The organism is Cobetia sp. SIMBA_158, from assembly GCF_046566945.1.
GTDB classification, from domain to species: domain Bacteria; phylum Pseudomonadota; class Gammaproteobacteria; order Pseudomonadales; family Halomonadaceae; genus Cobetia; species Cobetia amphilecti.
In genome coordinates this window covers 15019-27686 of the sequence record NZ_JAWJYL010000014.1, presented here as the reverse complement: position 1 = coordinate 27686, position 12668 = coordinate 15019, and the positions used below count along the sequence as shown (strand labels likewise).

The 12668-nt window shown below is 59.2% G+C and carries 9 protein-coding genes; 4 read left to right on the top strand and 5 right to left on the bottom strand.

Translation table 11 applies throughout. From position 1 onward, the window contains the following. Positions 1 to 34 precede the first annotated feature (34 nt). The 5 genes from araD to R2R70_RS16460 form a co-directional block, all read right to left on the bottom strand. Positions 35 to 1762, bottom strand: coding sequence for an L-arabinonate dehydratase (gene araD / locus R2R70_RS16480; protein WP_107335098.1), 1728 nt, complete (start codon positions 1760 to 1762; stop codon positions 35 to 37). 138 nt (positions 1763 to 1900) lie between these two features. Further along, on the bottom strand, positions 1901 to 3040 hold the full coding sequence (locus R2R70_RS16475) for a Gfo/Idh/MocA family protein (protein WP_410978526.1): 1140 nt from the start codon (positions 3038 to 3040) through the stop codon (positions 1901 to 1903). A gap of 375 nt (positions 3041 to 3415) precedes the next feature. Next, positions 3416 to 4447, bottom strand: coding sequence for a LacI family DNA-binding transcriptional regulator (locus R2R70_RS16470; RefSeq protein WP_054555839.1), 1032 nt, complete (start codon positions 4445 to 4447; stop codon positions 3416 to 3418). Between the two features lie 674 nt (positions 4448 to 5121). Then, entirely contained in the window at positions 5122 to 5316 is a 195-nt protein-coding gene (locus R2R70_RS16465; protein WP_043334054.1) for a CsbD family protein, read from the bottom strand. A gap of 638 nt (positions 5317 to 5954) precedes the next feature. Continuing rightward, entirely contained in the window at positions 5955 to 7496 is a 1542-nt protein-coding gene (locus R2R70_RS16460) for a carbohydrate porin (protein ID WP_410978525.1), read from the bottom strand. A 375-nt stretch (positions 7497 to 7871) separates the two neighbouring features. On the opposite strand from R2R70_RS16460, the gene R2R70_RS16455 reads away from it, so the two are divergent. Genes R2R70_RS16455 through R2R70_RS16440 form a run of 4 tightly spaced genes read left to right on the top strand, consistent with a single transcriptional unit; the run spans position 7872 to position 12651 of the window. Then, positions 7872 to 9140 carry an ABC transporter substrate-binding protein gene (locus tag R2R70_RS16455; protein WP_410978524.1) on the top strand — a complete coding sequence of 423 codons (1269 nt, stop codon included), beginning with the start codon at positions 7872 to 7874 and terminating at the stop codon, positions 9138 to 9140. 15 nt (positions 9141 to 9155) lie between these two features. Further along, positions 9156 to 10130, top strand: a complete 975-nt coding sequence (locus R2R70_RS16450; RefSeq protein ID WP_410978523.1) for a carbohydrate ABC transporter permease — start codon at positions 9156 to 9158, stop codon at positions 10128 to 10130. Further along, positions 10127 to 10984 carry a carbohydrate ABC transporter permease gene (locus R2R70_RS16445; RefSeq protein WP_170877360.1) on the top strand — a complete coding sequence of 286 codons (858 nt, stop codon included), beginning with the start codon at positions 10127 to 10129 and terminating at the stop codon, positions 10982 to 10984. Before R2R70_RS16450 ends, R2R70_RS16445 begins: the two co-directional genes overlap by 4 nt. A gap of 26 nt (positions 10985 to 11010) precedes the next feature. Then, positions 11011 to 12651 carry an alpha-glucosidase gene (locus R2R70_RS16440; protein WP_410978557.1) on the top strand — a complete coding sequence of 547 codons (1641 nt, stop codon included), beginning with the start codon at positions 11011 to 11013 and terminating at the stop codon, positions 12649 to 12651. Positions 12652 to 12668 lie beyond the last annotated feature (17 nt).

The window sequence follows — 12668 nt, the reverse complement described above, 5'->3', positions numbered from 1 at the left end:
CACGACCTTATCTCCCTGCCTCAGGCAGCGGCGCTCAATAGATATCGGGCTCAGGGGTACTGCCAGGGGCACCATTGGCAAAGTCGAAGTCACAGCCTTCATCTGCCTGGGTGACATGCGATTTGTAGAGAGAGGCATAGCCATGAGGGTGCCGGTCCTTGGGCGGCTGCCAATCTGCCAGTCGACGTTGGATCTCCTCCTCATCGACCATCAGGTCCAGCCGCCGATTGGGGACATCCACGGCGATGATGTCGCCGGTCTTGACGATGGCCAACGGCCCGCCGACGGCGGCTTCCGGCGCCACATGCAGAATGCAGCTCCCGTAGCTGGTGCCACTCATGCGCGAGTCGGAGATACGCAGCATGTCGCGCACGCCCTGTTTCAGCAGCTTGGCCGGAATCGGCATCATGCCCCACTCCGGCATGCCGGGGCCGCCCACCGGTCCGCCATTCTTGAGCACGATGATGCTGTCAGCCGTGACCGGGAGGTCTTCATCATCGATACGCGCCTTGAGGTCGGCGATATTCTCGAACACATAGGCAGGCCCTTGATGGACATGCAGACGAGGGTCCGCCGCGGTCGGCTTGATGATGGCCCCCTTCGGCGCCAGGCTGCCGGTCAGTACGGCAGTCCCGCCCGAGGCATTGACCGGCGTGTCCAGCGGGAGAATGACTTCCGGGCGCCAGACCTTGGCGCCCTCGATGTTGTCGCCCAGGGTGCGGCCGGTCACGGTCATGGCAGAGAGCTTCAGCTCACTGCCGATGTTCGTCATCAGTGCCGGCAGCCCTCCGGCATAGAAGAAGTCTTCCATCAGATATTCGCCGGAAGGCTTGAGGTTCAGCACCAGCGGCACGCGACGCGATATCTCGTTGAAGCGCTCCATCGGCAGCGTGATTCCGAGACGACGTGCCATGGCCACGATGTGGATGATGGCGTTGGTCGAGCCACCGATCGCCATGTCGACGGCAATCGCGTTATCAAAGGAGGCCTCGCTCATGACATCGGTCGGCTTGAGATCTTCCCAGACCATTTCCACCGCTCGCTTGCCGCTGGCGTAGCACATACGGTTGTGATTGGCGTCCACCGCGGGGATGCTTGAGGCCCCTGGCAGGCTCATGCCCAGAGATTCACCGATCGACATCAGCGTTGCCGCCGTGCCCATGGTCATGCAGGTGCCCGGAGAGCGGGCAATCCCATTCTCGATCTCGTTCCAGTCACTCTGACTGACGTTGCCGATACGTCGCTCATCCCAGTACTTCCAGACATCCGTACCACTCCCCAACACCTGCCCACGGTAATTGCCGCGCAGCATGGCACCAGCGGGGACATAGATGGTCGGCAGATTCATGGAGATCGCGCCCATGAGCACGCCCGGCGTGGTCTTGTCACACCCGCCCATGACCACGGCGCCATCCACGGGGTAGCTGCGCAGCAATTCCTCGACTTCCATGGCCAGCATGTTGCGATACATCATGGCGCTGGGTTTCATCAATTGCTCACCCAATGACATGGCAGGCAGTTCGACAGCAAAGCCCCCCGCTGCCGTGATACCACGCTTGATATCCTTGACCCGCTCAGGAAAGTGAGAATGGCAGGTATTGAGGTCGTTCCAGGTATTGATGATGGCGATCACCGGCTTGCCGACGAACTCCTCTCCCCAGTAACCCATCTGCTTGACGCGAGAGCGATGCCCGAAAGAGCGCAGATCATCCTGCTTGAACCAGCGATTACTGCGCAGATCGTCGACCCCTTTCCTGTTCATCCCGTACTCCTTACAACGTAATTGACCGAACAATGGCATAGCAGAATCCGCACCGGCTGCCTCGAGGGCGGCCCGTCATTGCGTAATTCCTGAATGAAGTGGCGTTGGCTATCTCAATGGAACAGCCGAATCAGCGCGTCAATTGACTGTCCGCCGTGATGGGAGAGACACCCAATCGCCATTTCGTCGACTGGAGTCGAGCGCGGTGGCGGCGAACTCGACACCACGCACACCACTGCGCAGGTCGGGATACCAGCAGGCCAATGGGTGCGGCTCAGTCCCCTGCTGGCAGGCAGTGATGTCCTCATGGAGGTCGCTATACAGGGAAGAAAAGGCTTCGCGATAACCTTCGGGGTGTCCAAAGGCCACACGAGAGATGCGCGTGGAGGCTTCATGAAGTCCCGCTGCCCCTTTGGAGAGCAGCACAGGAGCGCCATCAAGACGGCGGAACAGGAGCTGATTGGGGGTTTCCTGATGCCATTCGAGCCCCCCGAGACTGCCGAAGATCCGGAAGCTCAGGCCATGCTCGGCGCCGGCAGCCGCCTGGGTAATCCACATCAGGCCGCGGGCACCATTGCCATAGCGCAACATTACGTTGGCATTATCGTGCGCTTCGCGTCCGGCCACGCTGGCCGTGACATCGGCACTCAATTCACCGGTCTCAAGCCCGGAAACATACTCGAGCATATGAAAGGCGTGGGTCGCGATATCATTGAGAATCATCGACTCCCCCGCGATGGCGGGGTCCATATGCCAGTCGTGGCCTGCCTTTTCCGCATCCGTCAGGCAGGCCAGGTGCCCCTGAACGTAGTCACACTGCAGCTGACGGATTTCACCGAGCTCGCCATTCTCGATCATGGCGCGTGCCTGACGCACCATGGGATAACCGGTATAGCCATAGGCCATGCAGAAGCGCAGCCCTGCCCGCTCGGCAATCGCTTCAAGCTCGCGAGCCTGAGCCGGATCATTGACCAGCGGCTTTTCACAGACGACATGAAAGCCCAGCTCCAGAGCCAGCTTGGCCAGGACGAAGTGACTATCGTTGGGCGTGAGAATGGCGATCACCTCAGCACCATCTTCGCGGGCAGCTTCCTCGCGTAGCAGTGATTCACCATCGCCATAACCACGTGCGATGTTGAGTTGCTCCGCCTGCTGGCGAGCACGCTCGGGATTCGATGACAGCGCACCGGCGACGACACGATACCGTCCATCCATCTGCGCCGCCGCACGATGGACCTGACCGATGAAAGACTGAACGCCTCCCCCGATCATCCCCATGCGCAGCACTTTGGGGGCCAAAGTGCTCGACTGGTGTTCCGCTGTCTGCTGTGAGCTTAAACGGTGATCGAATGAGGGCGGTGTCTGCTGAGTCATTGGGCGTCTCGGCTTCAGGCGTGGATGGCGTTATTGTTCTATCGCGTACCACAGGGGCTTTTCCTTGGCTTTGGTACGCTGCATATCAAGCAGCCTAGCGCAGCCAAACCGGCTTTGAAAATGTTTTCAAAGCCATTTAGACCAAGGGACGAGAAAGAACGAAAATCCACCGATGTGCCAACGAATCGCCAGTATTCCAGGCGGACTACCAAGAGAGTGCTGCTCCGCCACCAGAGAAGATTTCACGAGAAAACTATCAAGCGTTCTGCAGTGCGCGTGTCAGTTGACGTGACGAGTCGAACCGCGTTGCGTGATCTGACACGGCATGATGACCCGACTGGGCGCCATGCCACCTTGCTTGATGCGCGCGAACAACAACGACACCGTCTTGTTGACCATTTCCGTGAATGGCTGGCAGATCGTCGTCAGATCATAGGATTTGCTTGAGGCAAAGCGAATGTCATCCACCCCGACGATACCGATATCCTGTGGTATGCGGTGCGAGAACTCATGACGTATGGCGTCCATGCCGCCACATGCCATGATATCGTCAAAGTAGAAGATGCTATCAGGAATGACCTCCGCCTCTGCGAACAACTCACAGGTAGCTTCATAACCCGCATCGTAGCTGTGGCGATGCCCTTCCCCCACGCCATGCAAGGTCAGCCCGCGCTGCTCCAGCCGCTCGATGAAGCCACGCTTTCTATCCAGCGTGGCCTGCTCCTTGGTCGACGCCCCCACATAGGCCAGCCGACGATAACCGAGATCAATGAGATGATCTGCTGCCATGCGCCCCATCTCGACATCGTCACAGGTCACCACACAGGCGCCGGAATCTTCTCCATCACGCCCGAATATGGCCACAGGCGTATTCTGCTTCGCACAGGCCTCGACCAACTCCGGCGGCACCGATGCAGAAGTGACGATCAAGGCATCGACATGATATTCCATCACCAACGAGACAGCCTCCGAGATGCTTTTCTCGGTATTCACGTTGATCAACAAGGTGTGGCAGTTATGCCGCTGAATCGCAGCAGAAAATTCGCTGAGAATCGCCAGGTAGACAGGGTTCTCGAAATTGGTCACGAGAATCCCGATCAGGCTGGATTGCGACTTGATGCCTCGTGCCAGACGATTCGGCTTGTACCCCATTCGCTCGGCTACCGCCAGGATCCGGCTACGCATCTCGGGGGAGCTGCTGCCTTCAGGATTCATTGCCCGAGAGACCGCCGCAATCGAGACGTTGGCCTCCTTGGCAACTTCAGTGATGGTGACACGCTTGGATGAGGATATGTCCTCGGACTTCTTCATGCTCACTCCCTAACGGGGCTCAATGCTCAACATCTCATCAAGGCATTCCACCCCACATTGGATAATCATTGGCCGACCATACCGCGGATCACGCAAGCATGCAGCAGGCGCATGATGAAGAATACAGCCATATCACGTTGGCTTTGACGAGTGCCACCAGGGAGTCAATAGCCGCCTTTCGATAACACGACCCTGGCGACTATCTCTGGCAGCACGACGACTCAGGACCCCAGTAGAACTGACGCAACAGCCGATGCATCGGTTGCTGGAGCCTCGTCGCGGTACCCCCAGACGATGACCCTGGATACGACTCGGAGGTCGCCAATCACGAAGATGTCGCAAAGGGCTTTGACAGTAAATGTATTGCCATGCCCTCTATAGCCCCACCTGGCGAGGGACCACGGAGAATATCAATGGCTTGACACGCCAGTACTTCTCCAAGGGGCAGTCTCCAAGAATGTCAGTAATACTGAGCTACGCAAGGTGCGTCGAGAAACGGAATGACCATTCTCGACAGCGCCTCGGCTATCGAATAGCCATCCCAAGTATTCTCGAGAGAATGTTCTAAACCCCTGTATACCATGCGTGCTGCTCTTGTTGCTGGAGCTCAGACACAAAAAACCGATGCCTGCAAAGCGCAAGCATCGGTAACATGGAATATATATTAAAAAGCTTTACGAATCGGACAGTTTATTCCATTCCTTTTCAGCGTCTTCTTTGTTCATGCCATAACGCTCTTGAACCTTTCCGACAAAGTGCTCCTTGCGACCCGCAATTTCGTCGACATCTTCATCTGTAAGCTCTCCCCAACCTTCGCGGACCTTACCTTTGAGTTGCTTCCACTTACCTTCGGCGATATCACTATTCATGGCAGTCTCCTAAATCAAACAGATAATGCGACAAATAAAAATCAACCAATGACCAGTCACATGCTGTGATTGAGCCTCATGGCAGGCCACGAATATAAGCTAGCACAGATATTAGGGCTCAACAACAGCCCTACCGCTTCACCTCATTGGTGGCGCGACCACTGACTTTACATAAAATATAGCGCGAGCCAGCCGACTCAATACAACATCATCGACAGAAAGTTCCCTTCATCTTTCCGTGACATACTGCCATTCCCCTGCCTTCAAAAATCAATATAAAAACTGCCATTAAATATATAAGGAGGAAATATTCAGCATACCCCATCAACAACTCACTATAAGGTGCCGGATGATCGATTCTTACAATGAACCTATCCTTTATTGGCCTCTCGTATACCCAACAAGCAATTCATACAGAAAAGGCATCATGGGTATCAAGCTGCATAATCAAGAGACAACGATACTGAAAATTCATGCCGACTTCCTAAGCAGATCCTCCCAGCATTACGAACAAGATCTCGCTCGTCAGTTTGCGGTCAGCGTCTCAACCATCCAACGATGGCGTTACAAAAAACCCGCGGCTAGCCGCGGGCAAGATCGAAACACTGGCAGGCGATGATCAGCTTGGCATCCTGCTCCTAGAACCATACCTCGCTCTGGACACCGAAGGCCCATTCGCCTCCCGTGAAGCCTGCACTCCCGAGGGCATCGTCTTCGGAGTAATCATTGAGCTCCTCATCCCAGTCACTCCAGGACGCGAACAGGCGAATTTCCGGACGCTTCCAGAAGCCACCGACTTCAGGCTTGAAGGTCGGTGCAATAGTGAACTTGCGATACCCGCCTTCCACGGCATTGCCTGTCGAGCCGGGGTCCAGGTCCATCCATTGATAGCTCAGCTCGTACTGCATCTCGAAATTCGTCGTCAGCTCATTGGCCAGACGCGCATTGAAGGTCGCCCAGGAATACTCATCTCCGTCGTCGTAGCGATCTTTGCTCACCTCTGCCAGAACGGCTGGTGCGAAGCGCCACTTGGGTGCGAGATAGGTCGTGCCGTAAAGCCCCAAGCGAGTAGAGGTGGCGTCATCCGTCAGGTTCCCGTCAGCCCCGATGACCTTGGTCTCCGCGCCGAGCCCGCGGCCATGCAGCACGGCGGCCTTGAAGCTGCCATCGGCGAGGCCAAAGAAGCTGTCGCCATGGTAGGCCAGCATGGTGTGGAAGCCGGAATCGGCCGCTTCGGCCCCCGTGTCCATGGCGCGCTCTTCATTGTCTGCCGCCGATAGGGCACTGACCATCCACTGCCAGTGGCCGACATAGTTGTTCATGGTGAACGTCAGGTTGTCGGTATTACCGCCAGTATCGGAGTCCTCTGTCGGGTATTCACTGTAACTGCGCCCGTAGACCGAGAAGTTGGCTTTCCAGTCATCGGCAAGCTGAACGTCGTAGATACCTGCGCCGGTCCCGGCGAGGAAGATGAAATCGCTGTCTAGCCAGTGGATATCGAAGTTGTCCCGATCGAAGCGCTTGCCCGCCCAGATGGAGGAATTCTCGAAGGCGCCGGTAAAGCTCGGCAGATCGCTCAACTCCACGAAGACCTGTCGTACGTTCAGACTGGACTCGTCCGAGGTCCAGTCGTTACTGGTCTCTACTCCGTCGGCAATCATGGTGCGGTAAAGCGCCTTCGTCCCGTTGTCGTAGCGGGTCTTGTAGTTGAATACCGACTCGACGTAGGTGTCGGGCTCGTTCCCCAGCCGCCCGACCGCCCCGCCCACCGAGCCCGCCGGCGTGAGATAGGGGCCGCCTTCGATGCTCTTTCCTCCTTCGCCGATCAATAGCCCAGAGCGGGCATAGGCATTGAAGGAGAAACCTTCTTCGCCACTGGCCTGGCGCTCGACGGCCGCCAGACGCTCTTCGAGGTCCTCGGTCTGCGCGGTCACGCGCGCGGGTTGATCAGCCTCATTCGACTGGCGCTGAACGGCCATCGCGCGCTCTGCCTCGGCGGCGCGACGCTCAGCCGCTCTGGCCCGTTGTTCGGCGTCATCGATACGCTGTTCCAGCTCTGCGAGCCGCGCCTCGATATCGCCTGTCCCGTCGGCATTGGCGAGTCCATTGGTGCTCATGACCGCTATGGCAACGGCCATGACAAGTGGGGTCTTGAGCGGGTGCTGAGGGGGAGTTGTCATGTTGAAGAGAGCCTTTGTTGTTGTTGACGAATCACTCGCTTGGCGATGATCAGCGAAGTGGCGCCCGAATCATTGGCGTTGGAGGGGTGGCCACACTCACTTAATCGTTTAAGACCCTAGTGGCAATCCGGCGCTCCAGACACACGACTTATGTCGAAATTCGACCAAAGGGGAGCGATCACCGCGTAAAACTCCCATTTCTGGCGACATATCGGTGACAGCAAGACCAAAGTTCAGGTTGCGGATATCGACGCCAATCGCTTGACTGTGATCACGCCTTAATCGATTAAGAAGCCACCATCGGACGACGTTGTGACTCTCCCCCACCCAGACGTCCGATGCGGGTCAAACAACAACAAGTGACGAGGATCCACCATGCAACGCAAGACGCTAATCGCCTCAAGCTTCGCCCTGCTGGGAGCGGCCACCACCGCCCCTGCCATGGGCGCGGACCTGACCATCTCCTGCGGTGCGGTCGGAGCCGAACTGGAACTCTGTGAACAGGGCGTCGCTGCCTGGGAAGACAAGACCGGCCATGAGGTCGATATCGTCTCCACGCCCAATTCCTCGACGGAACGCCTCTCGCTCTATCAGCAGATTCTGTCGGCCCAGTCCGGTGACATCGACGTCTTGCAGATCGATGTGGTCTGGCCGGGCCTGCTCGGCAATCACCTGCTTGATCTGCACCAGACGCTCGGCGAAGAGGCAGCGCAGGGCCACTTCAAGACCATCATCGACAACAACACGGTCGATGGCCGCCTGGTGGCCATGCCCTGGTTCACGGATGCCGGGGTGCTCTACTACCGCAAGGACCTGCTGGAGAAGTACGGGTTCGCACCTCCCGAGACATGGCAGGAGCTGACAGAGACTGCCACGCAGATCCAGGCCAAGGAACGCGAGGCCGGCAGGGAGAAGATGTGGGGTTACGTCTTCCAGGGACGTACCTATGAGGGCCTGACCTGCAATGCGCTGGAATGGGTCGCCAGCAACGACGGCGGCGCCATTGTCGATGTCGATGGCGAGATCACCGTCGACAACCCCAATACGGCCTCCGCTCTCGACCTGGCCGCCAGCTGGATCGGCGAGATCACCCCGCAGGGGGCGCTCAATTATTCCGAGGAAGAAGCCCGCGGCATCTTCCAGTCCGGCAACGCCGTCTTCATGCGCAACTGGCCCTACGCCTGGTCGCTGACCCAGAGCGATAACAGCAAGGTGGCTGGCAAGGTCGGGGTGGTCAAGCTGCCTCACGGCGCCGAGGGAGAAAGCGCAGCGGCGCTGGGCGGCTGGAACCTGGCGGTCTCGAAGTACAGCGAGAACCCCGAGCTCGCCTCACAGCTGGTGGCTTTCCTCACCGGTGAGTCCGAGCAGAAACGCCGGGCCATCCAGGCCGCCTACAACCCGACCCTCACGGCGCTGTATCAGGATGAAGAGGTGCTCACCGCCGTGCCCTTCTTCGGCACGCTCTACGACACCTTCACCAATGCCGTGGCACGTCCGTCTGCCGTCACCGGTGACAACTACGGCCAGGTCAGCAACGCCTTCTTCAATGCGACCCACAGTGTGCTGAGCGGCGAGCAGAGCGGCGCCCAGGCCGTGGCTCAGCTGAAGGGCGAGCTGGCTCGCATCAAACGTCGTCGCTGGTAACCCGGGAGGTTTCGCATGACAACCACGCTCAATGAGTCAGTGCCGACGGATACGCCCTCGGCCCGGACCCGCAAACGCGGCACCAAGGTCAGACGCCAGCGGGTACGTGCGGCCTGGACCTATCTCACGCCGATGCTGGTCGCGCTGGCCCTGGTGGCCGGCTGGCCACTGCTGAGAACCTTCTACCTCAGCCTGACCGATGCCTCGCTCTCGGACACGACCGGCGCCGCCTTCATCGGCTTTGAAAACTATCTCGTGAAGGACGACGGCGTCTGGTACGGCCTGCTGGCTGACCCGGTGTGGTGGAATTCCGTCTGGAACACCGTCTATTTCAGCGTCATCTCGGTGTCGCTGGAAGTCGTCTTCGGCATCATCGTGGCCCTGCTGCTCAACGCCGAATTCAAGGGGCGCATGCTGGTCCGCGCCGCGGTGCTCATCCCCTGGGCCATCCCGACCATCGTCTCCGCCAAGATGTGGGCCTGGATGCTCAATGACCAGTTCGGAATCATCAACCACCTGTTGATGGGGCTGGGGCTGATCGATGCGCCACTGGCCTGGACGGCGGATGCCGATCTTTCGATGTGGGCCGTGATCATGGTCGATGTGTGGAAGACCATCCCGTTCGTGGCACTGCTGGTACTCGCCGCGCTGCAGATGCTGCCCAAGGATTGCTATGAAGCCGCCGAGGTCGATGGCATTCACCCGGTGAAGGTGTTCTTCCGTGTCACCCTGCCATTGATCACCCCGGCCCTGCTGGTCGCCGTGATCTTCCGTCTTCTCGATGCACTGCGCGTCTTCGACGTCATCTATGTGCTGACCTCCAACTCGTCCAGCACCATGACCATGTCAATCTACGCCCGCCAGCAACTGGTGGAGTTCCAGGACGTGGGCTACGGCAGTGCCGCCTCCACGATGCTATTCCTGATCATCGCGCTGGCCGTCGTGGTCTACCTCTACCTTGGCCGCCGCCAACTGGGAGTGGATAAATGAATCAGCATCCGATGAATCGCTACCAGATGACCCGACTCGCCAAGCTGGTCGGTAAATGGGCCTTGATCGCCATCATCATCGTCTACGCCGTGTTCCCCTTCTATTACGCGGTCATCACCTCACTGAAACCGTCCAGTGAGCTGTTCGAGGTCAACTACTGGCTGACCTCACTGGACTTCAGCAACTACGCCCAGATCTTTGCGCAGAAGAGTTTCCTGCAGGCGATCGGCAACTCGATCCTGATCGCCTTGAGCGTCGTGTTGATCGCGCTGCTGCTGGGCATCACCGCCTCCTATGCACTGGGACGCGTGCGCTTTCGCGGCCGCTCCACCGTGATGCTGATCATCCTCGGGGTCTCGATGTTCCCTCAGGTCGCGGTGCTGTCCGGGCTGTTCGAGGTGATTCGCAGCCTGAATCTCTACAACAACCCCGGTGGCCTGATTCTCAGTTACACCATCTTCACGCTGCCCTTCACCGTCTGGGTGCTGACGACCTTCATGCGACAGCTGCCCATGGAGTTGGAAGAGGCCGCGATCATGGACGGCGCCACGCCATGGGAGACCATCACCAAGGTCTTCCTGCCCCTGATGTGGCCGGCCATGGCCACCACCGGGTTGCTCGCCTTCATCGCGGCCTGGAACGAGTTCCTGTTCGCCTTGACCTTCACGCTGACCGACAGCGAACGCACCGTGCCGGTCGCCATCGCTCTGATCTCCGGCGGCAGCCAGCATGAGCTCCCCTGGGGCCCCATCATGGCCGCCTCCGTCACCGTCACCATACCGCTGGTCATCCTGGTAATGATCTTCCAGCGCCGCATCGTATCCGGCCTGACCGCCGGCGCCGTCAAAGGATAATCTTCATGTCATTGCTCGAAACCCAAATGCAGACCTCCTCCAGCTGGTGGCGCGGTGGCGTCATCTACCAGATCTACCCGCGCAGCTTCCTGGACAGCAACGGCGATGGGATCGGGGATCTGCCGGGCATCACCGCCAGACTCGATTACGTGGCCTCCCTGGGCGTGGATGGCATCTGGCTGTCGCCCTTTTTCACCTCTCCGATGCTCGACTTCGGGTATGACATCAGCGATTACCGTGATGTCGACCCGATGTTCGGCACCCTGGAGGACTTCAAGGTGCTGCTGGAGCGCGCTCACTCGCTCAATCTCAAGGTCATGATCGATCAGGTGATCAGCCACACCTCCGATGAGCATCCCTGGTTCCAGCAAAGCCGTCAGGACCGGACGAATGACAAGGCCGACTGGTTCGTGTGGGCAGACCCCAAGCCCGACGGCACGCCGCCCAACAACTGGCTGTCGATCTTCGGCGGCTCGGCCTGGACCTTCGATTCACGCCGCCAGCAGTATTACCTGCATAACTTCCTGACCAGCCAGCCCGACGTGAACTTCCACCACCCGCAAGCCCGGCAGGCACAGCTCGACAACATGCGTTTCTGGCTGGAGCTGGGCGTCGATGGCTTCCGTCTGGATACCGTCAACTTCTACTTCCATGATCAGGCCCTGCGCGACAATCCGCCGGTACCGGCGGGCGAGGCCAAGACACTGGGCGCGCCGGATTCCAACCCCTATACCTGGCAGCGACACGTCTATGACCTGAGCCGTCCGGAAAACCTCGACTTCCTGAAAGACCTGCGCGCCCTGATGGATGAATACCCGGGCACCACCACAGTGGGCGAAATCGGTGATGACAAGCCGCTGGAGCGCATGGCGGAGTACACCGCCGGGGGAGACAAGCTGCACATGGCCTACGGGTTTGATTTGCTCAATGCCCCGCACTCCGCAGGCTATCTGCGAGAAGTCATCGAGCGCTTCCAGCGCCTGGCCGGTGATGCCTGGCCATGCTGGGCCCTGTCGAACCACGACGTCGTGCGCAGCGCCACACGCTGGGGTGCCGACGAAGACCCGGTGGCCTATCCCAAGGTCGCCCTGGCCATGGTGTTGTCACTGCGCGGCAGCGTCTGCCTCTACCAGGGTGAGGAGCTGGGCCTGCCGGAAGCCGAGGTGCCCTTCGAGCGCATCCAGGACCCCTACGGCAAGGTGCTGTGGCCGGAATTCAAGGGCCGCGACGGTTGCCGGACTCCCATGCCCTGGCGTCAGACGGCCCGGGGGGACTTCTCGAATGTCGAGCCTTGGCTGCCGGTCGATGAACGCCACCTGCCGCTGGCCGTGGCCAATCAGGAAGACGACGCCAACTCGGTATTGCATGCCACACGCACCCTACTGAATTTCCGCCGCCAACACCCGGTACTGCGCGAGGGGAACATTGAACTGGTGGACGTGGGTGACGAGCTGCTGGGCTTTCAGCGCGAGCACGATGGCCAGCGCATGCTGTGTCTCTTCAACCTGACCGGCACCGAACGGACCACCGCACTGCCGCAAGCCTACGCAGGCGGCGCGCGCCTTCTCGGGGGCACGGGCTTCACTGCCGAACTGGACGAGGCTCAGCCCCAGGCAGCGCGCCTGGTACTGCCGGCCTATCAGGCTGCCTTCCTGGCACTCGACTAACCTTCTTTCGAAAGCCG